The organism is Pseudomonas sp. MWU12-2319 (genome assembly GCF_023242525.1).
Lineage (GTDB): Bacteria > Pseudomonadota > Gammaproteobacteria > Pseudomonadales > Pseudomonadaceae > Aquipseudomonas > Aquipseudomonas gingeri_D.
The window spans coordinates 15,948-39,702 of sequence record NZ_JALJES010000028.1; the positions used below are offsets into that span (position 1 = coordinate 15,948).

26 protein-coding genes are annotated in these 23,755 nt (G+C 61.2%); 19 read left to right on the forward strand and 7 right to left on the reverse strand.

The window, feature by feature from the left end:
* Nucleotides 1-4 precede the first annotated feature (4 nt).
* Nucleotides 5-493: a DUF3015 domain-containing protein gene (locus tag M5C01_RS30415; RefSeq protein ID WP_100941447.1), complete on the reverse strand. Its 489-nt coding sequence runs from the start codon at nt 491-493 to the stop codon at nt 5-7.
* Nucleotides 494-767: 274 nt separating this feature from the next.
* Between M5C01_RS30415 and M5C01_RS30420 the strand changes: the two genes are divergently transcribed.
* Together M5C01_RS30420 and M5C01_RS30425 are read left to right on the forward strand one after the other, a co-directional pair.
* Nucleotides 768-3,206, forward strand: coding sequence for an ATP-binding protein (locus M5C01_RS30420; protein WP_152742092.1), 2,439 nt, complete (start codon nt 768-770; stop codon nt 3,204-3,206).
* A 303-nt stretch (nt 3,207-3,509) separates the two neighbouring features.
* Nucleotides 3,510-3,830, forward strand: coding sequence for a hypothetical protein (locus tag M5C01_RS30425; RefSeq protein WP_103497052.1), 321 nt, complete (start codon nt 3,510-3,512; stop codon nt 3,828-3,830).
* Between the two features lie 14 nt (nt 3,831-3,844).
* On the opposite strand, the gene M5C01_RS30430 is transcribed toward M5C01_RS30425, so the two are convergent.
* Entirely contained in the window at nt 3,845-5,671 is a 1,827-nt protein-coding gene (locus M5C01_RS30430; RefSeq protein WP_152742091.1) for a hypothetical protein, read from the reverse strand.
* A 169-nt stretch (nt 5,672-5,840) separates the two neighbouring features.
* Here M5C01_RS30430 and M5C01_RS30435 point away from each other — a divergent pair, with 169 nt between their 5' ends.
* A complete protein-coding gene (locus tag M5C01_RS30435; protein ID WP_103497050.1) occupies nt 5,841-6,329 on the forward strand; it encodes a TIGR00645 family protein in 489 nt (162 codons plus the stop codon).
* A 109-nt stretch (nt 6,330-6,438) separates the two neighbouring features.
* Nucleotides 6,439-7,056: an FKBP-type peptidyl-prolyl cis-trans isomerase gene (locus M5C01_RS30440; protein ID WP_103497049.1), complete on the forward strand. Its 618-nt coding sequence runs from the start codon at nt 6,439-6,441 to the stop codon at nt 7,054-7,056.
* A gap of 129 nt (nt 7,057-7,185) precedes the next feature.
* Here the strand turns inward: M5C01_RS30440 and M5C01_RS30445 are convergent, their stop codons facing one another.
* From M5C01_RS30445 to M5C01_RS30455, 3 genes are all read right to left on the reverse strand, one after another.
* Nucleotides 7,186-7,443: a hypothetical protein gene (locus M5C01_RS30445; protein ID WP_103497048.1), complete on the reverse strand. Its 258-nt coding sequence runs from the start codon at nt 7,441-7,443 to the stop codon at nt 7,186-7,188.
* Nucleotides 7,444-7,709: 266 nt separating this feature from the next.
* On the reverse strand, nt 7,710-8,051 hold the full coding sequence (locus tag M5C01_RS30450) for a zinc ribbon domain-containing protein YjdM (protein ID WP_103497047.1): 342 nt from the start codon (nt 8,049-8,051) through the stop codon (nt 7,710-7,712).
* Between the two features lie 180 nt (nt 8,052-8,231).
* Nucleotides 8,232-9,200 carry a polyprenyl synthetase family protein gene (locus M5C01_RS30455; RefSeq protein ID WP_152742090.1) on the reverse strand — a complete coding sequence of 323 codons (969 nt, stop codon included), beginning with the start codon at nt 9,198-9,200 and terminating at the stop codon, nt 8,232-8,234.
* Nucleotides 9,201-9,441: 241 nt separating this feature from the next.
* Between M5C01_RS30455 and rplU the strand changes: the two genes are divergently transcribed.
* The 6 genes from rplU to M5C01_RS30485 all read left to right on the forward strand — a co-directional run bounded on the left by rplU (nt 9,442) and on the right by M5C01_RS30485 (nt 13,277).
* Nucleotides 9,442-9,756 (forward strand): 50S ribosomal protein L21, encoded by a 315-nt coding sequence (rplU, locus tag M5C01_RS30460; protein ID WP_003176051.1) that lies wholly within the window; start codon nt 9,442-9,444, stop codon nt 9,754-9,756.
* A 35-nt stretch (nt 9,757-9,791) separates the two neighbouring features.
* Nucleotides 9,792-10,049, forward strand: a complete 258-nt coding sequence (gene rpmA, locus M5C01_RS30465) for a 50S ribosomal protein L27 (protein ID WP_100941438.1) — start codon at nt 9,792-9,794, stop codon at nt 10,047-10,049.
* A 199-nt stretch (nt 10,050-10,248) separates the two neighbouring features.
* Nucleotides 10,249-11,472, forward strand: coding sequence for an Obg family GTPase CgtA (gene cgtA / locus M5C01_RS30470; protein ID WP_103498809.1), 1,224 nt, complete (start codon nt 10,249-10,251; stop codon nt 11,470-11,472).
* A complete protein-coding gene (locus tag M5C01_RS30475; protein ID WP_152742089.1) occupies nt 11,417-11,671 on the forward strand; it encodes a hypothetical protein in 255 nt (84 codons plus the stop codon). Before cgtA ends, M5C01_RS30475 begins: the two co-directional genes overlap by 56 nt.
* Nucleotides 11,672-11,677: 6 nt before the next feature.
* A complete protein-coding gene (proB, locus tag M5C01_RS30480) occupies nt 11,678-12,796 on the forward strand; it encodes a glutamate 5-kinase (RefSeq protein WP_103498812.1) in 1,119 nt (372 codons plus the stop codon).
* Between the two features lie 19 nt (nt 12,797-12,815).
* Nucleotides 12,816-13,277 carry a CreA family protein gene (locus tag M5C01_RS30485; protein WP_152742088.1) on the forward strand — a complete coding sequence of 154 codons (462 nt, stop codon included), beginning with the start codon at nt 12,816-12,818 and terminating at the stop codon, nt 13,275-13,277.
* Nucleotides 13,278-13,502: 225 nt separating this feature from the next.
* Here M5C01_RS30485 and rpsT read toward each other — a convergent pair whose 3' ends face one another.
* Nucleotides 13,503-13,781, reverse strand: coding sequence for a 30S ribosomal protein S20 (gene rpsT / locus M5C01_RS30490; RefSeq protein ID WP_016967023.1), 279 nt, complete (start codon nt 13,779-13,781; stop codon nt 13,503-13,505).
* A 253-nt stretch (nt 13,782-14,034) separates the two neighbouring features.
* Here rpsT and murJ point away from each other — a divergent pair, with 253 nt between their 5' ends.
* The 6 genes from murJ (at nt 14,035) to ispH (ending at nt 21,417) form a co-directional block, all read left to right on the forward strand.
* Nucleotides 14,035-15,573, forward strand: coding sequence for a murein biosynthesis integral membrane protein MurJ (murJ, locus tag M5C01_RS30495; RefSeq protein ID WP_152742087.1), 1,539 nt, complete (start codon nt 14,035-14,037; stop codon nt 15,571-15,573).
* Between the two features lie 130 nt (nt 15,574-15,703).
* Complete coding sequence (gene ribF / locus M5C01_RS30500; protein ID WP_152742086.1) at nt 15,704-16,654, forward strand: bifunctional riboflavin kinase/FAD synthetase; 951 nt, start codon at nt 15,704-15,706, stop codon at nt 16,652-16,654.
* A complete protein-coding gene (ileS, locus tag M5C01_RS30505; protein ID WP_152742085.1) occupies nt 16,651-19,482 on the forward strand; it encodes an isoleucine--tRNA ligase in 2,832 nt (943 codons plus the stop codon). The genes ribF and ileS overlap by 4 nt, the downstream gene beginning before the upstream one ends.
* Nucleotides 19,475-19,990 (forward strand): signal peptidase II, encoded by a 516-nt coding sequence (gene lspA, locus M5C01_RS30510; protein ID WP_103498804.1) that lies wholly within the window; start codon nt 19,475-19,477, stop codon nt 19,988-19,990. The genes ileS and lspA overlap by 8 nt, the downstream gene beginning before the upstream one ends.
* A 7-nt stretch (nt 19,991-19,997) precedes the next feature.
* Complete coding sequence (gene fkpB, locus M5C01_RS30515; protein ID WP_177099610.1) at nt 19,998-20,435, forward strand: FKBP-type peptidyl-prolyl cis-trans isomerase; 438 nt, start codon at nt 19,998-20,000, stop codon at nt 20,433-20,435.
* A 34-nt stretch (nt 20,436-20,469) separates the two neighbouring features.
* Complete coding sequence (gene ispH / locus M5C01_RS30520; protein ID WP_152742083.1) at nt 20,470-21,417, forward strand: 4-hydroxy-3-methylbut-2-enyl diphosphate reductase; 948 nt, start codon at nt 20,470-20,472, stop codon at nt 21,415-21,417.
* Here ispH and M5C01_RS30525 read toward each other — a convergent pair.
* Entirely contained in the window at nt 21,394-21,966 is a 573-nt protein-coding gene (locus tag M5C01_RS30525) for a GspH/FimT family protein (RefSeq protein ID WP_248764449.1), read from the reverse strand. The genes ispH and M5C01_RS30525 overlap by 24 nt on opposite strands.
* Before the next feature lie 111 nt (nt 21,967-22,077).
* Here M5C01_RS30525 and M5C01_RS30530 point away from each other — a divergent pair, with 111 nt between their 5' ends.
* From M5C01_RS30530 to M5C01_RS30540, 3 genes are read left to right on the forward strand one after another with little or no spacing between them, the layout of a single operon-like run.
* A complete protein-coding gene (locus tag M5C01_RS30530) occupies nt 22,078-22,563 on the forward strand; it encodes a GspH/FimT family pseudopilin (protein WP_152742082.1) in 486 nt (161 codons plus the stop codon).
* Nucleotides 22,554-23,066, forward strand: coding sequence for a type IV pilus modification protein PilV (pilV, locus tag M5C01_RS30535; protein WP_178130024.1), 513 nt, complete (start codon nt 22,554-22,556; stop codon nt 23,064-23,066). Before M5C01_RS30530 ends, pilV begins: the two co-directional genes overlap by 10 nt.
* Entirely contained in the window at nt 23,063-23,755 is a 693-nt protein-coding gene (locus tag M5C01_RS30540; protein WP_152742080.1) for a prepilin-type N-terminal cleavage/methylation domain-containing protein, read from the forward strand. The genes pilV and M5C01_RS30540 overlap by 4 nt, the downstream gene beginning before the upstream one ends.

The window sequence follows — 23,755 nt, forward strand, 5'->3', positions numbered from 1 at the left end:
GAGCTTAAGCCTGGGTCGCGTACTTGGCCAGGCGCGGATCGCCTTTGAGGACCGCGAGGGTGTTGGTGTGCACATCGTCGGCGGTCACGTCAGCCTTGCTGAAGATCTGCTGGAAGTGCTCGTGGGTGACGGCCGCGAAATGCTCACGGTCTTCCGGGGCCACGCCAAGGACCACGGCGTAGGTGGTCAGGGCTTCGCCCTGGCCCTTGGCCATGTCTTCGGAAAGTTCGTTCATCATGCCGTTCATGGCGATCCAGGAGCGGCCGCCATAGGTCAGTGAGTCACGGGTGGAGCAGCCATTGGTGCCGGAGGTCATGCCGAAGGTGGCGTTGCCGGAGGTGCCGTTGGTGGTGGACGCCAGAATGTGGGCGGGAGTGCCGCGCTGGCCCTTGAACAGCATGTTACCCCAGCCGCAATCCGGCCCACCTGGCGCCTGGGCCATGGCATTGAGGGAGACAACCGTGAAGAGAGTACCCAGAAGAATCCGTTTCATAGCTTTGTTCTCTTTATGTGCGTGCCAATGACGAGGGGATCTGGCCTGGTTCAGGGCCAGTAGGCTGGTTATCAATCCAGCCTCGCACGTTGGAGTTTAGGCAGGTTCCAAGGGTTCCATTGTTTTTTCCTGATGTGAATGCGGGAAAGAGTTTGTAGTCCCTGTCTGAGGACTTTTGCCACGCCGTAGCGATTCAGCCATCGCTCGCCTTGCCAGTCAGGCATGGCGAGCGCCAGAATGCTTTCATCTGCCCCGCCTGATGTAAGGAAGCCCGATGCCTGATTCTGTTGCTGCCAGCTTGCGACTAGCGCCCGAAGCGCTGACCCGTCCTTTTTCCGCTGAACAGTTCAGCTTCTCTACCACCAATGATCTGGAGCCTTTTCGCGGTGTGCTTGGCCAGGAACGTGCCGTTGAAGCCTTGCAGTTCGGCGTGGCGATGCCACGCCCCGGTTACAACGTGTTTGTCATGGGCGAACCCGGTACCGGGCGTTTTTCGTTCGTCAAACGCTATCTGAAAGCTGAAGGAAAACGCCTACAGACCCCGTCCGACTGGGTCTATGTCAATAATTTCGACGAACCTCGCGAGCCACGGGCGCTGGAGCTGCCAGCGGGCGAGGCGGGCGCGTTCATCGCCGATATCAACGGCCTGATCGACAACCTGCTGGCGACCTTTCCTGCGGTGTTCGAGCACCCGTCCTACCAGCAGAAGAAGAGCGCCATCGACCGCGCCTTCAACCAGCGTTACGACCGCGCCCTGGATGTGATCGAGCGCCTGGCGCTGGAGAAGGAGGTTGCGCTGTATCGCGACAGCACCAATATCGCCTTTACCCCCATGAGCGAAGGCAAGGCCCTGGACGAGGCGGAATTCGCCCAGTTGCCGGAAGCCGAGCGTGAACGTTTCCATACCGATATCGCGGATCTTGAGGAGCGCCTCAACGAGGAACTCGCCAGCCTGCCGCAATGGAAGCGCGAATCGAGCAATCAGCTGCGCCAGTTGAACGAAGAGACCATCACCCTGGCCCTGCAGCCTTTGCTGGCGCCGTTGTCGGAAAAATACGCGGAGAACGCGGCGGTTTGCGGTTACCTGCAAGCCATGCAGGTCTATCTGCTGAAAACCGTGGTCGAGCAGTTGGTCGACGACAGCAAGACCGATGCCGTGGCCCGCAAGCTGCTGGAGGAGCAGTACGCACCGAGCCTGGTGGTGGGGCAACCCTTCAATGGCGGTGCGCCGGTGGTGTTCGAACCGCACCCGACCTACGACAACCTGTTCGGTCGTATCGAATACAGCACCGATCAGGGCGCGCTCTACACCACCTATCGGCAGTTGCGTCCGGGTGCCTTGCATCGGGCCAACGGCGGCTTCCTGATTCTCGAAGCCGAGAAGATGCTCAGCGAGCCCTTTGTCTGGGACGCGCTCAAGCGCGCCCTGCAGTCGCGCAAGTTGAAGATGGAGTCGCCGCTCGGTGAACTGGGGCGCCTGGCCACCGTGACGCTGACGCCACAGGTGATTCCGTTGCAGGTCAAGGTCATCATCATCGGTGCCCGCCAGTTGTACTACACGCTGCAGGACCTGGATCCGGATTTCCAGGAGATGTTCCGCGTGCTGGTGGACTTCGACGAAGACATTCCCATGGTCGACGAGAGCCTGGAGCAGTTCGCCCAGTTGCTCAAGACCCGCACTTCGGAAGAGGGCATGGCCCCGCTGACCGCTGACGCGGTGGCGCGCCTGGCGACCTACAGCGCGCGTCTGGCCGAGCACCAGGGGCGTTTGTCGGCGCGGATCGGCGATCTGTTCCAACTGGTCAGCGAGGCGGATTTCATTCGCCACCTGGCCAATGACGAGATGACCGACGCCGGCCACATCGAGCGGGCGCTCAAGGCCAAGGCCACCCGCACCGGGCGGGTCTCGGCGCGGATCCTCGACGATATGCTGGCGGGGATCATCCTGATCGACACCGCGGGCGCGGCCGTGGGCAAGTGCAACGGGCTGACGGTGCTGGAAGTCGGTGACTCGGCCTTCGGTGTGCCGGCGCGGATTTCCGCCACGGTGTATCCGGGCGGCAGTGGAATCGTCGACATCGAACGTGAGGTCAACCTCGGCCAGCCGATCCACTCCAAGGGCGTGATGATCCTCACCGGTTACCTGGGCAGCCGCTATGCCCAGGAATTCCCGCTGGCGATTTCCGCGAGCATTGCCCTGGAGCAGTCCTACGGTTATGTCGATGGCGACAGCGCGTCCCTGGGCGAAGCCTGCACGTTGATTTCGGCCTTGTCGAAAACCCCACTCAAACAGTGTTTTGCTATCACCGGGTCGATCAACCAGTTCGGCGAAGTGCAGGCGGTGGGCGGGGTCAACGAGAAGATCGAAGGCTTCTTCCGGCTCTGCGAGGCCCGTGGCCTGACCGGTGAGCAGGGGGCGATCATTCCCCATGCGAACGTTGCCACCCTGATGCTCGATGAGCGCGTATTGCAGGCGGTGCGGGCCGGGCAGTTCCACGTGTATGCCGTGCGCCAGGCCGATGAGGCCCTGAGCCTGCTGGTGGGCGAGCCGGCCGGTGAGCCGGATGCCGATGGCCAGTTCCCGGAAGGCAGCGTCAATGCGCGGGTGGTGGAGCGTCTGCGGGTGATCGCCGAGATGATCAGCGAAGAGGACCTCAAGGAGGCCGAGAAGGAAGCCGCCGAGCAGGCATTGGTGGAGGTCAAGGCGTCCTGATTACGGCCCTGCAGGAGCAGGGCTTGCCGGCGAAGGCGTCCTTGAGGCCGCCAAAAGCTTCGCGAGCAAGCTCTGCTCCCACAGGTTCCGTTGTGTTCTCAAGAATTAAGCAGCGTGCAATTAAGTGTGTGCGGGAAAGGAGTCAAGGCTTTGGCGCATGCCAACCTGACGCCCGTTGGTCCTGCAAATCCTTGCTGTCTGTAGTTTTATTCTATTCTCTGGGCAAGGACCTCCACTGTAGTCACTGGACCGATGCAACCTCCCCCCGGAGGCTGAAGACAGGATCTACCGAGGGTCGCCGCCATGCCGCGCAACCTTTGTCTCACCCGCCAATGCCTGGGTCTCGTGACCCGTATCGAATGCAGTATTCGCCCGATTGCCGGCGATAACGGAATGTGGACCCTCCTGTTCGCCGCCGGAATGGCCGGCGAACAACCCTCGGCCATCAAGGCCCAGGGTCCGTTCCATGGCCCGGTCGTGGCCGAATCCATCCTTGAGTCGATTGTCGAAAGCCTGACCTTGCATGGCTATCAGCTGGCCGAGGATCCGCAGATCTGGAGCCTGCATTTGCAGGCCCAGCTACGGGAGATCAACGGCACGCGAGGCCGGGGCCTGGAACACTAGGCGCCAGCCCACGATCATTCGGCGGGGCCTGAAACCTGGGCCTTGTCGAGCTTGACCTCGAAACCGTACTCGACGGTGTTCAAGGCCGTGCGCTGGTAGCTTTCCAGCTGGGTCGGCTGCCCGTAGAAGTAGTGGACGTCATAGACCGGCGGCGAATCAGCCTTGTCGCTATGGCTGGTGGCGAGGATTTCCTTGAGGTAGTTGCCGCTGTCGTCCTTGGCGTAGAAGCGCCAGGACTCGGCAGGGAAGCGCTTCTGGTCGACGATCAGGGCGTTGCCCTTGAGCTCCAGGCCGGCGGGCAACTGATGGGCGTCGAGGGTGTTTTTCTGGATATCGGCCAGGAACAACGGCATCGAGCCGACGGCATAGGCCGGCGTTTCCGGGAACAGGTTCAGGTCGTAGGTGATGGTACCGTCCAGCGGATTGACCTCGAAGGCCTCGTTAGGCAACTCCAGAGGCTCGCCGCGCTTGCCTTGTTCGTCTTCGGTGAAGAAGGTCACCGGACTGCCGCCGGGGGCGGTGGGCGTGCCAAGCAACTCGTCGTTGAAGGTCTTGGGGTGGTCGAACTCGATGTTCGCCGCGCTGGCATCGTCCACCGACTGACTGATGATCACGCTTTTTTTCAGCTTCTCGGCGTCCAGGTTGGCGTCCTTGAGATAGCTCGACGCCTTGTCGTCGTAGACCACCACCGGCATGGGCAACGGCTGGATATCCTTGCTGGTGGTGTTGTCGAACTGGCGTACCGGCAGGTCCAGCTCCTTGCGGTCGACCGTCGCCCCGGAAAAGTCCATCACGCTGATTTCCAGCTTGTCGATCATGCCGTTGAAGTAGACCCGGGTGTAGTGGCTGGTCTGCTTCGCCTCGAAGGCCTTTTGCTCGCTGTCGAGTTTTTTCTCGAAGGTGTCGCTCCAGCTCTTCTGTTTGAGCATTTCGTCCAGTTGCTGCTGGTAGAAGGCAATCTGCGCGGTGTTTTCGTTGATGGCGCCGGCACGGGAGAGAAATTGCCCGGTGTTGTCCATGGCCTGGACGATCAGTGGGTTGAGCGGGGTGTCGCCGACCTGGGGCGCCTGCACGGCGTTACCGCTCAGTTCGATTTCGGCATTGTTCTTGTCCAGCGATACCAGGGTGAGGCTGACGTTGTCGCGGCTTTGCAGTTTGCCGACGTCCTGGCGGGTCAGGTTGAAGGTCACTACCTTGCTTGGGGCGATCACTTCGACCTTGCCGTGCAGGGTCAGGGGTTGCGGCTGTTTTTTCGGATCGACTTCCTGGCCTTCGACATACGGATAGGTGATCGTCAGGTCGTCGGGGTTGGTCATGTTCGAGCTGGAGGGGCTCAGCTGTATCCCGGGATCGGTTTCCGACCATTCAGGCTGGAAGGGGATCACCTGTTTGTTGCTCAGGGTCACCGACTGCCATTCCAGTGCATGGGGAAACGGGAATTCGGTGGGGTAGTTGAAGCTGAACGGAAAGATCGGCTGCAGGTCGGTCAGGTAGTCGGAACTGGCGGTTTTGCGCAACACGAAGAGGCCGTTGATATAGGTGTCGGCCAGGGCCTGGGGGCTGGGGTAGTACTTGAGCAACGCCAGGGCATCGTCGCTGTATTCGGTTTCGATGGGCTTGTCCCGCAGGCGCAGGCGGGCCCGTTCGAGCAACAGCAGGGAGCCGCCGAGGTCGGCCACGGCATCCTTGAGCTTGGGGTCTTGCAGGGTGTCGAGGGTTTTTTCGAACTGTGCGGTCCTTTCCTCGAGGCTGGCTTGGTGTGGCTTGTCTTTGGGGGAGCAGCCGCTCATCAGCAGAGCCACCGATAGCCCGAGGCAAGCCAGGGGAAGTCGCAAATCCATTGTTCAGTTTTCCTGTACACAGTGCACACGCGATGTCATTGATGCCGACACTAGCAGAAAATCGCCCTGGCGCAGCTGTCCCGATGTTGAACGAGCGCCTGTGGAGGGCTTTTTCCCTCGGGTTTTGGCGCTGGTATACTCGCGGCCATTTTCAGTTGGTATGAGATCCATGGAACGTTTTATCGAAAATACGATGTATGCCTCGCGCTGGCTGCTGGCACCGATTTACCTCGGACTGTCCCTGGGCCTGCTGGCCCTGGCGCTGAAGTTCTTCCAGGAAGTGTTTCACGTCATCCCCAACGTCTTTGCCATGGCCGAGGCCGACCTGATCCTGGTGCTGCTGTCGCTGATCGACATGGCGCTGGTGGGTGGCCTGCTGGTGATGGTGATGATTTCCGGCTACGAGAACTTCGTGTCGCAGATGGACATCGATGAGGGCAAGGAAAAGCTCAGTTGGTTGGGCAAGATGGACTCCACGTCGTTGAAGATGAAGGTGGCGGCGTCGATCGTGGCGATTTCCTCGATTCACCTGCTGCGGGTGTTCATGGATGCCAAGAACGTCGACCCGGTGCACCTGCAATGGTATGTGATCATCCACATGACCTTTGTCGTGTCGGCCTTTGCCATGGGCTACCTGGACAAGCTGACCAAGCACTGACCCCGCTGTGCTTGTGTGCTAGTCTGCTGGCCCTTTTTGGTTCCGGGTGCGTGGGGCAATACCTTGTTCGACAGGTGTTTCCCGTCGCAGCCCACAGCGGAGCAGTGTTATGTCCGAAGTAAATCTGTCCACCGACGAAACCCGCGTCAGCTACGGTATCGGCCGTCAGTTGGGTGACCAACTGCGTGATAACCCGCCGCCGGGCGTAAGTCTCGATGCGATCCTGACCGGCCTGACCGACGCTTTCCACGGCCAGCCAAGCCGCGTGGGCCAGGAAGAGCTGTCCGCCAGCTTCAAGGTGATCCGCGAAGTCATGCAGGCCGAAGCCGCTGCCAAGGCTGAAGCCGCGGCGGGTGCCGGTCTGGAATTCCTGGCGGAAAACGCCAAGCGCGAAGGCATCACCACCCTGGCTTCCGGCCTGCAGTTCGAAGTGCTGACCCAGGGCGAGGGCGCCAAGCCATCCCGTGAGGACACCGTTCGCACTCACTACCACGGCACCCTGATCGACGGCACCGTGTTCGACAGCTCCTACGAGCGCGGCCAGCCAGCCGAATTCCCGGTCGGTGGCGTGATCGCCGGCTGGACCGAGGCACTGCAACTGATGAATGCCGGTAGCAAATGGCGTCTGTACGTGCCGAGCGAGCTGGCTTATGGCGCCCAGGGCGTCGGTGGCATTCCGCCGCACAGCGTACTGGTGTTCGACGTCGAGCTGCTCGACGTTCTGTAAGTACCGCGCGACTGCTGTCACCGCTGTACTGTAGGAGCAGGGCTTGCCCGCGAAGAGGCCGTCATTATTGCCAAAAGCTTCGCGGGCAAGCCGCGCTCCTACAGTACGGTGTCGGCAGTGATAGGCGCGTCATAACTGGATCTTGGCATCCGGCTCCCCACTCGGGCGTAACGCCCGCGCATAGCAGAACAGAAACAGGTTACGCACCAGTTCCTTGAGCACCAGCGGCTCGCTGGAACTCAAGCCGCTGACGTCCAGGTCGCCCTGGTCCTGCAGCTCGTTCAAGGCTTCTTCTTCCAGTACCGCACAGACTTCCCCCGTTTCCCGATGCAGGATGCGCAGGTAAGGGTGTGGGCGGTCCAGCCAGGCATCGATCAAATAAGTCATGGTCTCATCTCCTTGATGGGTTTCAATGAGAATAATTCTTATTCAAAGAATAGCAAGTGCCTATTGGCCGATAGCTGGGTTTTCTGTAGGGGGATTTGTCTGAGGTCAACGAAGGCGGGGGATGAAAGCTGACGTAATCCTGGTCCCTGCAACCAGGGCTGGCGCGGACCTTTGTAGGAGCCGGCTTGCCGGCGATGGGGCCGCAAGCCTTGCATCGCCTGGTCGGCCGCTATCGCCGGCAAGCCGGCTCCTACAGGGGGGGGGCTTCAGACCTTCCGGACGAACTCGGACTTGAGTTTCATCGGGCCGATGCCGTCGATCTTGCAGTCGATGTCGTGGTCGCCATCGCACAGACGGATGTTCTTGACCTTGGTGCCGACCTTGACCACCAGGGAGGTGCCCTTGACCTTCAGGTCCTTGATCACGGTGATGGTGTCGCCGTCTTGCAGGACGTTGCCCACGGAGTCCTTTTTCACGGTGTCGTCGCTGGTGGCTTCGGCTTCGCCGCCGGCAGACCACTCATGGGCGCATTCGGGGCAGACCAGTTGGGTGCCGTCTTCGTAGGTGAATTCGGAATTGCATTTCGGGCAGGGTGGCAACGTGCTCACTAAGGTTCCTCGGTTTCGGGAAGGCGAAAAGCGCACATTATATAGGGTTTTTATCGGTGGAGGTGTAGCGGCGGTGACTGGAAACTGTGGGAGCGGAGCTTGCCCGCGAAGCTTTTGGTGGCCTTACTGGCGTCTTCGCGGGCAAGCTCCGCTCCCACAGGCGGTGCTTGCAGGGGGGAATCAGTGAGTACGGGCGACCGCAAACTCGCTCAGTTCCACCAGGGCATCGCGGTATTCGCTCGCCGGCAGCGCTTCCAGGCAGGCAATTGCCCGGGCCACGTAGTCACGGGCCAGGTGCGCGGTGTAGTCCAGGGACCCGGAGGCCTGTACGGCTTCGCGAATGCTTTCCAGGTCTTCGATGCCGCCTTTCTGGATCGCCTGGCGCACCAGGGCCGCCTGTTCCGGCGTGCCTTCGCGCATGGTGTAGATCAACGGCAGGGTCGGCTTGCCTTCGGCCAGGTCGTCGCCGACGTTCTTGCCCAGGGTCTCGGCATCGCCTTTGTAGTCCAGCAGGTCGTCCACCAGCTGGAACGCAACACCCAGGTGGTCGCCAAAGGTGCGCAGCGCTTCGGTCTGCTCCGGCGTGGCCTGGCACAGGGCCGCGGCGCTGTGGGTCGAGGCTTCGAAGAGCATCGCGGTCTTGCCGCGGATGACTTCCATATAGGTTTCTTCAGTGGTGCTGGCGTCGCGGACCTTGGACAGCTGCAACACTTCGCCTTCGGCGATGATGCGGGTGGCCTGTGAAAGAATCTTCATCACCGGCATCGAGCCCAGCTCGACCATCATTTCGAAGGAGCGCGAGTACAGGAAGTCGCCCACCAGCACGCTCGGGGCGTTGCCCCACATGGCATTGGCGGTGGAGCGGCCACGGCGCATGCCGGACATGTCGACCACGTCGTCGTGCAGCAGGGTGGCGGTGTGCAGGAACTCGATGGTGGCGGCGAGCAGGCGCAGGTCGTCGCCTTCGCGGCCCAGGGCCTTGCCACACAGCAACACCAATAAAGGACGCAGGCGTTTGCCCCCGGCCGAGGTGATGTAATCGCCGATTTTCGAGACCAGCGGTACCCGGGAAGTCAACTGCTTCTTGATGATGCCGTCGACGGCGCTAAAATCGTCCGCCACCGCGCGGTAGAAAGCTTGGGGTTGCATCAGCGGGAGTCGCTCCAGAAGGGTTGCGCGGCATGCTAGGGCGGGGGGTCTGTGCTGTCAAGGTACGCGGTCTACGGGCTTGCAATGGCCAGATGGCTTGCGTACAATCGCGCACCCTGAACTTCCTGGGCAGCACCTGCCTTACGCAATTGCATCTGGGCCGTTCCAGCCCCATGCAGCCATGCCAGCCAATACCTTTACCTATAAAGCGCTGGGTGAGCAGGATTATCGGAGAAATACCATGTCTTACGCAGTAATCGTTACCGGCGGCAAGCAGTACAAAGTCGCTCCAGGTGAATACCTGAAGATCGAGAAACTGGAAATCGCCACCGGCGAATCCGTTACCTTTGATCGCGTTCTGTTGGTCGCCAATGGCGATGACGTGAACATCGGCGCTCCAGTTGTTGCGGGCGCTACCGTTGTGGCTGAAGTGATCTCCCAAGGTCGTCACGATAAAGTCCGCATCATCAAGTTCCGTCGTCGTAAGCACCACATGAAGCGTATGGGCCACCGTCAGTGGTACACCGAGATCAAAATCACCGGTATTCAGGCTTAATTTCAGCCTAATCCCCTTTTTGGAGAATTGAACTCATGGCACACAAAAAAGCTGGTGGTAGTACCCGTAACGGTCGCGACTCAGAAGCCAAACGCCTTGGCGTGAAGATGTATGGCGGCCAGGCTATCAAAGCGGGCAACATCATCGTGCGTCAGCGCGGCACCCAATTCCACGCCGGTTACGGCGTTGGCATGGGTAAAGATCACACTCTCTTCGCTAAAGTCGAAGGCGTGATCAAGTTTGAAGTAAAAGGCGCGTTCAACCGCCGTTACGTGAGCATCATCGCGGCTTAATCGCGAGAGTGCTGGAGAAGCCCCGTCTTGCGACGGGGCTTTTTCGTTTGTGGGGTGAGTCTCTTGCAAAGCTGTTTGTATGGGCTGTCGGCGCTGGATTTTTCGGTCGTTGATTGAGGTCGCCGCGCTCATCTTTGCAAGAGTCTTATACTTGTACTTGTGATTTTTCGGCTCGTCCTGGTGGCGAGAGGCGTGTGTTATGAAGTTCGTTGATGAAGTATCGATTCGCGTAAAAGCTGGCGACGGCGGCAACGGTTGCATGAGTTTCCGTCGGGAAAAATTCATCGAAAACGGCGGTCCCAACGGCGGTGACGGTGGTGACGGCGGCTCGATCTATATGGTCGCCGACGAAAACCTCAACACCCTGGTGGATTACCGCTATACCCGGCACTTTGATGCCGAGCGCGGTTCCAACGGCGGCAGCACCGACTGCACCGGCAAGAAGGGCGAGGATCTGGAGCTGCGCGTGCCGGTCGGCACCACGGTGATCGATTCCGCCACCCAGGAAGTCATCGGTGACCTGGTCAAGGCTGGTCAGCGCCTGCTGGTGGTCCATGGCGGCTGGCACGGCCTGGGCAACAGTCGTTTCAAATCCAGCACCAACCGTGCGCCGCGCCAGACTACGCCGGGTAAGCCGGGCGAGCAGCGCGACCTCAAGCTGGAAATGAAGGTGTTGGCGGATGTCGGCCTGCTGGGCTTGCCGAACGCCGGTAAAAGTACCTTTATCCGTTCGGTCTCGGCCGCCAAGCCGAAGGTGGCGGATTATCCGTTCACCACCCTGGTGCCGAACCTGGGCGTGGTCAGCGTCGACCGCTGGAAGAGCTTTGTCATTGCTGACATTCCGGGGTTGATCGAAGGTGCTTCGGGCGGTGCCGGTCTGGGGATTCGCTTCCTCAAGCACTTGGCGCGCACGCGTTTGCTGCTGCACCTCGTCGACATGGCGCCGCTGGATGACAGCAGTGCGCCGGATGCCGCCGAAGTGATCGTCAACGAGCTGACCAAGTTCAGCCCGTCCCTGGCTGAGCGTGATCGCTGGCTGGTGCTGAACAAGTGCGACCAGATCCTCGAGGAAGAGCATGAGGAGCGGGTCAAGGAAGTGGTCGAGCGTCTGCAGTGGACCGGTCCGGTCTATGTGATCTCGGCGATTGCCAAGGAAGGGACCGAGCGCCTGACCCGCGACATCATGCGCTACCTGGAAGATCGTCTCGATCGTCTGGCCAATGACCCGGCCTATGCCGACGAGCTGCGTGATCTCGATCAGCGCATCGAAGATGAGGCGCGTGCCCAGTTGCAGGCCCTGGATGATCAGCGTGCCCTGCGCCGCAGCGGCGTCAAGAGCGTCCACGACATCGGCGACGATGACTGGGATGAAGAAGATGTCGATGACGAAGATGGCCCGGAAATCATCTACGTGCGCGACTGATGTTGCCGCATGTTGTGCGGATTGGCCGCTGCTCGAGGGTGAGCGGGCGGTCTATCTGATGGGTGGCGGTGTTATCATCGTCATCAGCCTGTTCCACCTGGCGCCGCTCATTCGAGCGGCGTTCTGGTTTCTGGGAGCCGGCTACCCTGAACAATCGCATGGGCAGTGCTCGGTCGTGCTGCCCGCAAGCCAAGGTTGAAAGATGATGCGGAGCAAGGTGACAGGTGCGCAGCGTTGGGTCGTGAAGATCGGCAGCGCACTGCTGACGGCGGACGGCAAGGGTCTGGATCGCGCCGCAATGGGGGTCTGGGTCGAGCAGATGGTGGCGTTGCATGAGGCGGGCGTCGAGCTGGTGCTGGTGTCTTCCGGTGCGGTGGCGGCGGGTATGAGTCGTCTGGGTTGGACGGTGCGACCGACGGCCATGCACGAGTTGCAGGCCGCCGCCGCCATTGGTCAGATGGGCCTGGTGCAGGCCTGGGAATCGAGCTTTGCCGAGCATGGCCGGCATACCGCGCAGATCCTGCTGACCCATGACGATCTGTCCGATCGCAAGCGCTACCTCAATGCGCGCAGCACCTTGCGGGCGCTGGTGGAACTCAAGGTCATCCCGGTGATCAATGAGAACGACACCGTGGTCACCGATGAAATCCGTTTTGGCGACAACGACACCCTGGCGGCGCTGGTGGCCAACCTGGTGGAGGCGGACCTGCTGGTGATTCTCACGGATCGCGATGGCATGTTCGACGCTGATCCGCGCAACAATCCCGATGCCCAGTTGATTTATGAAGCCCGAGCCGATGATCCGGCCTTGGATGCGGTGGCGGGTGGTACTGGCGGTGCGCTGGGGCGTGGCGGTATGCAGACCAAGCTGCGCGCGGCGCGGCTGGCGGCGCGTTCCGGGGCGCACACGATCATTGTCGGCGGGCGCCTGGAGCGGGTGCTGGATCGCCTGAAGGCGGGCGAGCGCATCGGCACCTTGCTGTCGCCTGAGCGTGGCATGCTGGCGGCGCGCAAGCAGTGGCTGGCCGGTCATCTGCAAACCCGTGGCACGCTGGTGCTTGATGACGGCGCGGTGAATGCGCTGGCGCGGGATCACAAGAGTTTGCTGCCGGTGGGCGTGAAGCTGGTCCAGGGTAGCTTCCGGCGTGGTGAGATGGTGGTGTGCGTGGCGTCGGACGGTCGTGAGATCGCTCGTGGGCTGGCGAACTACAGTGCGCTTGAGGCGCAGAAGATTATCGGGCAGCCGTCGGATGCGATTGTCGGTGTGCTGGGGTATATGGCGGAGCCTGAACTGGTTCACCGCGATAACCTGATTCTGGTGTGATGGATTGAGGGAGAGGGTTATGGGTATCGCAAAGGGATTGTTGGGATTGCTGCTGGCGATGCCATGGCTGGCGTCGGCGGAAGAGATTGGTCAGGTGTCGACGGTCTTCAAGTTTGTCGGGCCGAACGATCGTATCGTGGTCGAGGCGTTTGACGATCCCAAGGTCGAGGGCGTGACCTGCTACCTGTCCCGGGCCAAGACCGGCGGCTTGAAAGGTGGTCTGGGGTTGGCCGAGGATCGTGCCGAGGCATCGCTGGCCTGTCGTCAGGTCGGGCCGATTCGTTTCAGTGGTGAGTTGAAGGATGGCGAGGAGGTGTTCAAGGAGCGCACCTCGCTGGTGTTCAAGACCATGCAGGTGGTGCGATTCCTCGACAAGAAGCGCAATACCCTGGTGTATCTGGTCTATAGCGACCGCTTGATCGAAGGTAGTCCGCAGAATGCGGTGACGGCGATTCCGATCCTGCCTTGGCCGCATCAGTAAGGTATTGGGGCGGTAATTGTGTTGTCTGGTTCTGGCGTCGAACGCGAGCCTGTAGAAGTAGGGCTTGTCGGGACGCCGCGCCGCCGCGAAGCTTTTGGCGATCTTGAGGGCCTCTTCGCGGGCAAGCCCTGCTCCTACAGATTGGTGTGATTTTCTGTAAGGAGTGTCGGAATTGCAGGCAATAAAAAACCGACCCTAGGGTCGGTTTTTTAACAAGCGTGTCGCTTAGGCTGCAGCAGCAAGGTTCAGGGCCTTGATGTGGCCGTTCAAACGACCCTTGTGACGAGCGGCCTTGTTCTTGTGGATGATGCCTTTATCGGCCATACGGTCGATAACAGGAACAGCCAGAACATAAGCGGCTTGAGCTTTGGCAGCGTCTTTTGCGTCAATGGCTTTAACTACATTCTTGATGTAGGTACGAACCATGGAACGCAGGCTGGCGTTGTGGCTGCGACGCTTCTCAGCCTGTTTTGCACGTTTTTTGGCGGAAGGTGTGTTGGCCACCGTCGAGCTCCTCGAAAGACTTTTTAGGAAATAGCAAACAAAATAGGCCGCGAATCATGCCGATGAGTTGATGTCTTGTCAAGGGCGGGTGATGCGTTCCGCTGAGTGGTCGATCTTGAAGTGACGGGTGATTTATTTCCGGCGCCTGACCTGTAAACTCGCGAGCTTTGGCTCTGTGCTGTTGCGGCGCGGAGTATCGCACAACTGGGCGCTTTGTTCGCCTGCTCTTTCTCCAAAGGCGCACACTCTTTTAATGAATCTGCTCAAATCGTTGGCTGCCGTCAGCTCTATCACGATGATTTCCCGGGTTCTGGGCTTCGTTCGCGATACGATTATCGCGCGTATCTTCGGGGCCGGAATGGCCACCGATGCCTTCTTTATTGCCTTCAAACTGCCCAACCTGCTGCGGCGGATCTTTGCCGAGGGCGCGTTTTCCCAAGCTTTCGTGCCGATCCTGGCGGAATACAAGAGCCAGCAGGGCGAGGAGGCGACCCGGACCTTTATCGCTTATGTCAGCGGCCTGCTGACCCTGGTGCTGGCGTTGGTGACGGTGCTGGGCATGGTCGCCGCGCCCTGGGTGATCTGGGCCACGGCCCCGGGTTTCACCGACACGCCGGAGAAGTTCAAGCTGACCTCCGACCTGCTGCGGGTGACGTTCCCTTATATATTGCTGATCTCGCTGTCCTCCCTGGCGGGGGCGATCCTCAATACCTGGAACCGTTTTTCAGTGCCGGCCTTCGTGCCGACGCTGCTGAACGTGAGCATGATCATTTTTGCCCTGTTCCTGACGCCGTACTTTGACCCGCCGGTGATGGCCCTGGGTTGGGCGGTGCTGGCCGGTGGCCTGGCCCAACTGCTCTACCAACTGCCGAGCTTGAAAAAGGTCGGCATGCTGGTGCTGCCACGGCTGAGTCTGCGTGACGCCGGTGTCTGGCGGGTAATGAAGCAGATGCTGCCGGCGATTCTCGGCGTTTCGGTGAGCCAGATCTCGCTGATCATCAACACCATCTTCGCCTCTTTCCTGGTGGCGGGCTCGGTGTCCTGGATGTACTACGCCGACCGCTTGATGGAGTTGCCGTCCGGGGTGCTCGGTGTGGCCCTGGGCACGATCCTGTTGCCGATCCTGTCGAAAACCTATGCCAGCAAGGACCGCCACGAGTATTCGCGGATTCTCGACTGGGGCCTGCGCCTGTGCTTCGTGCTGGTGCTGCCGTGCTCCCTGGCGCTGGCGATTCTCTCCGAGCCGCTGACGGTGGCGCTGTTCCAGTACGGCCAGTTCAGTGCCTTTGATGCCTCCATGACCCAGCGTGCGCTGGTGGCCTACTCCCTGGGCTTGCTGGGCATCATCATGATCAAGGTGCTGGCGCCGGGCTTCTACGCGCAGCAGAACATTCGCACGCCGGTGAAAATCGCGATTTTCACCCTGACGGTCACGCAACTGCTCAACCTGGTCTTTATCGGGCCATTGGCCCATGCCGGGCTGGCGCTGGCGATCAGCGCCGGGGCTTGTATCAATGCCGGGCTGCTGTTCTGGCAATTGCGCAAGCAACAACTCTTTGTGCCGCAGCCGGGCTGGGGCGTCTATCTGCTGAAGCTGGTGCTGGCGGTGGCGGTGATGTCGGCGGTATTGCTGGGGTTGATGCGCATCATGCCGGCCTGGGACCAGGGGCACATGTTCGAGCGTTTCCTGCGTTTGGGTGGGTTGGTGGTGGCCGGTGTGCTGGCCTATTTCGGCATGTTGGCGGCGATGGGGCTGCGTTTGCGGCATTTCAATCGCAAATCATTGACGTAGCTCGGGGTGCCCCCGAGAGGGTGTCACGCAAGAGAGTTTTGTCGGTTCGATCGATTTGGGTGCTGCTGTTGCCTGTCGTCGGCCGTCGGGTGTGGTTATAATCGACCACTTTATGAGCAAGAAGCGCGTTATGCAGCTGGTTCGAGGCCTTCACAACCTGCGCCCCCGGCATCGGGGCTGCGTCGCCACCATTGGCAACTTTGACGGTGTTCACCGTGGTCACCAGGCTATCCTGGCCCGACTGCGTGAGCGTGCGCTGGAGTTGGGTGTACCCAGCTGCGTGGTGATTTTCGAGCCGCAGCCCCGTGAATTCTTTGCTCCGGACACCGCGCCGGCACGTCTGGCGCGCTTGCGCGACAAGCTGAAACTGCTGGCCGCCGAGGGCGTCGACCGGGTCCTGTGCCTGGCCTTCAACCAGCGCCTGAGCAAACTCAGCGCCGCCGAGTTCGTCGATACCATCCTGGTGGACGGTCTCGGCGTGCAGCATTTGGAAGTCGGCGACGATTTCCGCTTCGGCTGTGATCGCGTCGGCGATTTCGAGTTCCTGCAACAGGCGGGCAGCGCCCGGGGTTTCACCGTCGAGGCGGCGCAGACCGTCGAGCTCGATGGCCTGCGGGTCAGCAGCACCCAGGTACGTAATGCCCTGGCGGCGGCTGACTTCGCCCTGGCCGAGCGCTTGCTCGGCCGCCCGTTCCGGATTGCCGGACGGGTGCTGCATGGCCAGAAGCTGGCGCGCCAACTGGGCACGCCGACCGCCAACGTGCAGCTCAAGCGCCGTCGCGTGCCGTTGACCGGGGTTTACCTGGTCAGCGTCGAGATCGACGGCCAGCCGTGGCCGGGCGTCGCCAATATCGGCGTGCGGCCCACGGTTTCAGGTGATGGCAGCGCTCACCTGGAAGTGCACCTGCTGGATTTTACCGGTGATCTGTATGACCGGCGTTTGACCGTGGTTTTCCACCACAAGCTGCGCGATGAGCAGCGATTCGCCTCCCTGGAGGCGCTCAAGACGGCGATCAATGCGGACGTCGCCGCCGCCCGTGCCCACTGGCAGGGTTCACCGCTTAAAAAGAGCCTGAAATGACCGACTACAAAGCCACGCTTAACCTTCCGGACACCGCCTTCCCGATGAAGGCCGGCCTGCCACAGCGCGAACCGCAGATTCTGCAGCGCTGGGACAGCATTGGCCTGTACGGGAAGTTGCGCGAGATTGGCAAGGATCGTCCGAAGTTCGTTCTTCACGACGGTCCTCCGTATGCCAACGGCACGATCCACATCGGTCATGCGCTGAACAAGATTCTCAAGGACATGATCATCCGGTCCAAGACCCTGGCCGGCTTCGATGCCCCTTATGTGCCGGGTTGGGACTGTCATGGCCTGCCGATCGAGCACAAGGTCGAAGTGACCCATGGCAAGAACCTGGGCGCGGACAAGACCCGCGAACTGTGCCGTGCCTACGCCACCGAGCAGATCGAAGGGCAGAAGTCCGAATTTATCCGCCTGGGTGTGCTCGGCGACTTTGCCAACCCCTACAAGACCATGGACTTCAAGAACGAGGCCGGTGAAATCCGCGCACTCGCCGAAATCGTCAAGGGCGGTTTCGTGTTCAAGGGCCTCAAGCCGGTGAACTGGTGCTTCGATTGCGGTTCGGCCCTGGCCGAAGCCGAAGTCGAATACCAGGACAAGAAGTCCTCGACCATCGACGTGGCCTTCCCGATTGCCGACCAGGACAAGCTGGCCGCCGCATTCGGCCTGCCGTCGCTGGCCAAGCCGGCTGCGATCGTGATCTGGACCACCACCCCGTGGACCATCCCGGCCAACCAGGCGCTGAACGTCCACCCGGAATTCAACTACGCCCTGGTGGATGTCGGTGACCGCCTGCTGGTACTGGCTGAAGAGCTGGTCGAATCGTGCCTGGCGCGCTACAAACTCGAAGGATCGGTACTGGCCATTGCCAAGGGCGAAGCCCTGGAACTGATCAACTTCCGTCACCCGTTCTATGACCGTCTGTCGCCGGTGTACCTGGCCGACTACGTCGAACTGAGTGCCGGTAGCGGTATCGTTCACTGCTCCCCGGCCTACGGCGAGGACGACTTCAAGATCTGCAAGCAGTACGGCATGGTCAACGATGAGATCCTCAACCCGGTGCAGAGCAACGGCGTGTATGCCGAGTCCCTGGAGTTCTTCGGCGGCCAGTTCATCTTCAAGGCCAACGCAGGCATCGTCGACAAGCTGAGCGAAGTCGGCTCGCTGTTGCATACCGAAACCATCAGCCACAGCTACATGCATTGCTGGCGCCACAAGACCCCGCTGATCTACCGCGCCACCGCGCAGTGGTTTATCGGCATGGACAAGGCCCCGGTGGCCGGCGATACCCTGCGTGAGCGCGCGCTCAAGGCCATTGAAGAGACCCAGTTCGTCCCGGCCTGGGGCCAGGCGCGCCTGCACTCGATGATCGCCAACCGTCCGGACTGGTGCATCTCCCGCCAGCGCAACTGGGGTGTGCCGATCCCGTTCTTCCTCAACAAGGAAAGCGGCGAGCTGCACCCGCGTACCGCCGAGCTGATGGAGCAGGTGGCCCAGCGCGTCGAAGTCGAAGGCATCGAAGCCTGGTTCAAGATGGACGCCGCCGAGTTGCTGGGCGACGAAGCGCCGCTGTACGACAAGATCAGCGACACCCTCGACGTCTGGTTCGATTCCGGCACCACCCACTGGCACGTGCTGCGCGGTTCGCACCCGATGGGCCATGAGAGCGGCCCGCGGGCCGACCTCTATCTGGAAGGTTCGGACCAGCATCGCGGCTGGTTCCACTCGTCCTTGCTGACCGGTTGCGCCATCGACAACCACGCGCCTTACCGCGAACTGCTGACCCACGGTTTCACCGTCGACGAGGCGGGTCGCAAGATGTCCAAGTCGTTGGGCAACGTGATCGCGCCGCAGAAAGTCAACGACACCCTGGGTGCCGACATCATGCGCCTGTGGGTCGCCTCGACCGATTACTCGGGCGAGATGGCGGTCTCCGACCAGATCCTGCAACGCAGCGCCGACGCCTACCGGCGTATCCGCAACACCGCGCGTTTCCTGCTCTCCAACCTGAGCGGCTTCAACCCGGCCACCGACCTGTTGCCGGCCGACGAGATGCTCGCCCTGGACCGTTGGGCCGTGGACCGCGCGCTGTTGCTGCAACGGGAGCTGGAACTGCACTACGGCGAATACCGTTTCTGGAACGTCTACTCCAAGGTACACAACTTCTGCGTGCAGGAGCTGGGCGGTTTCTACCTCGACATCATCAAGGATCGCCAGTACACCACCGGCGCCAACAGCAAGGCCCGGCGTTCCTGCCAGACCGCGCTGTACCACATCAGCGAGGCGCTGGTGCGCTGGATCGCGCCGATCCTGGCCTTCACCGCCGACGAGCTGTGGCAGTACCTGCCGGGCGAGCGCAACGAGTCGGTCATGCTCAACACCTGGTATGAAGGCCTCAGCGAACTGCCGGAAGGCTTCGAGCTGGACCGCGCCTACTGGGAGCGGATCATGGCGGTCAAGGTCGCGGTCAACAAGGAGATGGAAAACCTGCGGGCGGCCAAGGCCATCGGCGGCAACCTGCAGGCCGAAGTGACCCTGTTCGCCGAAGAGGCCCTGGTGGCCGACCTGGGCAAGCTGAGCAACGAACTGCGTTTTGTCCTGATCACCTCCACCGCGACCGTTGCGCCATTGGCGCTGGCTCCGGCGGATGCGGTGGTCACCGAAGTCGCCGGGCTCAAGCTCAAGGTGGTCAAGTCCGCCCATGCCAAGTGCGGCCGTTGCTGGCATCACCGCGAGGATGTCGGGGTCAACCCGGAGCATCCGGAAATCTGCGGTCGTTGCGTGGACAATATCAGCGGCGAAGGCGAGGTGCGCCACTATGCCTAATACCAGTGCCGGCCGTTTCGGCCGCCTGGGCTGGCTGTGGTTGAGCGTGCTGGTCCTGGTCATCGACCAGGTCAGCAAGCTTCACTTCGCAAGCTCGCTGTCCCTGTACCAGCAGATCGTGATCATCCCCGATTACTTCAGCTGGACCCTGGCCTACAACACCGGCGCGGCCTTCAGCTTCCTGGCTGAAAGCTCCGGCTGGCAGCGCTGGCTGTTCGCGCTGATCGCGCTGGTGGTCAGCGCGGTACTGGTGGTCTGGCTCAAGCGCCTGGGACGCAACGAAACCTGGCTGGCGATTGCGCTGGCGCTGGTGCTCGGCGGTGCCCTGGGCAACCTGTATGACCGCATGGCCCTGGGCCATGTGATCGATTTCGTCCTGGTGCACTGGCAGAACCGCTGGTACTTCCCGGCGTTCAACTTTGCCGACAGCGCCATCAGCGTCGGTGCGGTGATGCTGGCGCTGGATATGTTCAAGAGTAAAAAGTCCGGAGAACCCGTTCATGACTGAACACGCAGTGGCTGAGCAACGCATCGGTCAGAACACCCAGGTCACCTTGCATTTCGCCTTGCGCCTGGAAAACGGCGACACCGTCGACAGCACGTTCGACAAGGCCCCGGCGACCTTCAAGGTCGGCGACGGCAACCTGCTGCCGGGTTTCGAGGTGGCGTTGTTCGGCTTCAAGGCCGGTGACAAGCGTAACCTGACCGTGGCCCCGGAAAATGCCTTCGGCCAGCCGAACCCGCAGAATGTGCAGGTCATCCCGCGTTCGCAGTTCCAGGACATGGAGCTGTCGGAAGGTTTGCTGGTGATCTTCAACGATGCGGCCAACACCGAGCTGCCGGGTGTGGTGAAGACGTTCGACGACGCCCAGGTGACCGTTGACTTCAACCACCCGCTGGCGGGCAAGACCCTGACCTTCGATGTCGAGATCATCGAGGTCAAGGCGCTTTAATATTTCCCCTTGCGCGCAAGACACGAGGCACAGCATGCATATCAAACTCGCCAACCCCCGTGGCTTCTGCGCCGGCGTGGACCGGGCGATCGAAATCGTCAACCGGGCCCTGGAAGTCTTCGGCCCGCCGATCTACGTGCGCCATGAAGTGGTCCACAACAAATTTGTCGTCGAAGACCTGCGCGCCCGTGGCGCCATCTTCGTCGAAGAGTTGGAGCAGGTCCCGGATGACGTGATCGTGATCTTCAGTGCCCACGGCGTTTCCCAGGCCGTGCGCACGGAAGCCTCGGGTCGTGGCCTGAAGGTGTTCGACGCGACCTGCCCGCTGGTGACCAAGGTGCATATCGAAGTGGCGCGCTACAGCCGCGACGGTCGTGAATGCATCCTGATCGGCCATGCGGGCCACCCGGAAGTCGAAGGCACCATGGGCCAGTACGACGACGCCAATGGCGGTTCGATCTACCTGGTGGAGGACGAAAAAGACGTCGCCGCCTTGCAGGTGCGCAACCCGGAAAAACTGGCGTTCGTGACCCAGACCACCTTGTCCATGGACGACACCAGCCGCGTGATCGATGCCCTGCGGTTGCGCTTCCCGGCCATTGGTGGGCCGCGCAAGGACGACATTTGCTACGCCACGCAGAACCGCCAGGACGCGGTCAAGCAACTGGCGGACGAATGCGATGTGGTGTTGGTGGTGGGCAGCCCGAACAGCTCCAACTCCAATCGCCTGCGCGAGCTGGCCGAGCGCATGTCGACGCCGGCCTACCTGATCGACGGTGCCGAAGACCTGCAGCGCAGCTGGTTTGACGGTGTCGAGCGGATCGGCATCACCGCCGGGGCTTCGGCACCGGAAGTGCTGGTGCGTGGCGTGATCCAGCAGCTCCAGGCCTGGGGGGCGACCGGTGCCGACGAGTTGGCCGGGCGTGAGGAGAATGTGACCTTCTCCATGCCCAAGGAACTACGCGTTCGCTCCTTGCTGTAAGCCCGGGGAGGCGCAGAGTGCCTCGGGTATTTCTCTTTTTTCGAGCCTGATCCGACCGGTTGCTGCCAGGATCACCTGATGGTGGCTGACCGGCTGGTCCCTGGCGCAGATATGCAGTGTGCCGCCCATTGAGGCACCGTTTTGCGGGTTGAGCGAACCGAGAGGGGTGAAGCGGACAAACTGCTCTAGCCATCGGTTGCCTTTGATCGGTGTCAGTCCGTCGTTACGTCGTTCAACCAGCACCGGGTTGTCCGGATCCAAGTGACCTTGTCCGCTGCGGTCGACAATGATCCGCCAGCCTCGACTCCAATCTTCTTCCAGCGCATGGATCACCACATCGCGCTGGCGCAGGATCGCTTCGGTCCTGGCGGTGCGCAGGCCGCTGATCAGTTCCTCGGCCGAGATCTGCCGGCGGTGGGCATCGACGGTTTCCCGGAAGGACGGCAAGGCCAGATGCGCGAGCAGGGCGATCAGGCTCAGTCCTATCAATAGTTGAATCAGGCTCAGGCCACGCTGCGGCATGTCGAACACCTCCCTGTTTATTTTCATTGCACGGTCCATGTGCACTGGTCCATCCAAAACAACCGTATATCCTGTCGCCGGGTGGTTCGGACGGAAAGGCTAGTTATAGTCCAGAGCACTGGCTGGGGGAGTGCGCATATGTTTCAAGGTGCCAAAGGGTTTACCTTGGTTGAGCTGATGGTCGCGATCGCCGTGCTGGCGATCCTGACAGCTATTGCCGCGCCTTCCTTTACCAGCAGCATCCAGAAGTCTCGCGCAGATTCCGAGGCGAGCGACCTGCAGCGCGCGTTGAACTACACCCGCCAGGAAGCCATCAACCGCGGCGTGAATGTGCGTATCGGCCCCTCGAGCGGAGCCGGGAGCGATTGGACGAGCGGGCAGAGCACCACCACGGGCGCCACCACCGGGACCAATTTGCGCACGACCGTATTGCGGGTGGTGCCAGCCATGTCGAGCAGCTCGACGATGGCAGCCAGCACGGTCACCTTTATCGAGTTCAACAACCTCGGCGCCCTGGTTTCCCCGGCGACGGCGGTGACCCTGTCGTTTGTCGAGGGGGCCTATACCAATACCCTCAGCGTCTGTCTCACGGGACGGATCGCGCTCAATGGGAGTTGCCCATGAAGCGTCATCATCAGGCCGGTGTGACTCTGATCGAGGTCCTGGTTGCCATGCTGGTCCTGGCCGTAGGTCTGCTTGGGGCTGCGGCACTGCAACTCAACGCCCTGAGGTACACCGACAGTTCGACGACGAGCACCCAGGCCAGTTTCATTGCCTATGACCTGCTCGATCGTATCCGCGCCAATCCTTGCTCGAATGCGTCGTTCAGCCCGTGCTCGAATCCTGGTGCGGATTACCAATTGGCCGCCCAGACCGCCGCGCCGACCACCATATCCAGTGTGCGTGACCAGGATCTATCCGACTTCGCTAACAATGTCACGAACCTGGGTGGCTCGACACAGCGGTCGGTTTCGATCACCGGCGGTGTGGTCACTATCAGCATCACCTGGGATGACTCGCGAGCGGCCAATGCGGCCAATACGGCGGCCGGGAACACTAGCGCGGGCACCGCGAGCATCACCTATACCCTGGTCAGCCAGATCGCCACTGTATGGACCGGAACATGAAAAATCAGTCCAGAGGCTTCGGCCTGATCGAACTCATGATTGCCCTGACCCTGGGGCTGGTGGTGACCGCCGGTATCATCCAGATTTTTGTTGCGGCCAAGTCCACCTACACCAGTCAGACGGCTTCCGCGGCGATGCAGGAGGACGCCCGTTTCGTGTTGAGCAAGATGCTCCAGGAAATTCGTATGGTGGGCATGACCGGGTGCGTGGGCACCGTGGCGGACTCGAGTGCTTCGAAGACCTACACCACGGCGATGGCGAACCCGATCACCTGGGACAGCGCCAACAATATCCTGACCCTGGTCACTGCGGATGTCGGTGGGAACGGCATCGCTCAGAACTGGACGGTGCTGTCCGACTGCCTGGTGCTCTCCACGGCAAATGACGGAGTGGTTGCGCCGGCAGTAGGGCAGATCGCCATTCCAGTTCGGCAAGTGGCCTACACCTTCAAGACCAACCAGATCTATCTCGGTGCGCAGGCACTGATCAACAATGTGAACGCCTTCAGCGTGCTCTTCGGCATGGCCAGGACCCCGCTCGATACCGTGGCCTCCAGTTACTCCACGACCCCGAGCAACCCGGCGCTGATCCGTAGCGTGCGTCTGACCCTGACCTTGCAGGACCCCACCAGCAAAGTGCGCAACCAGACCTTCAGTGTCGTGGCGGCCTTACGCAATCGGTTGAGATAG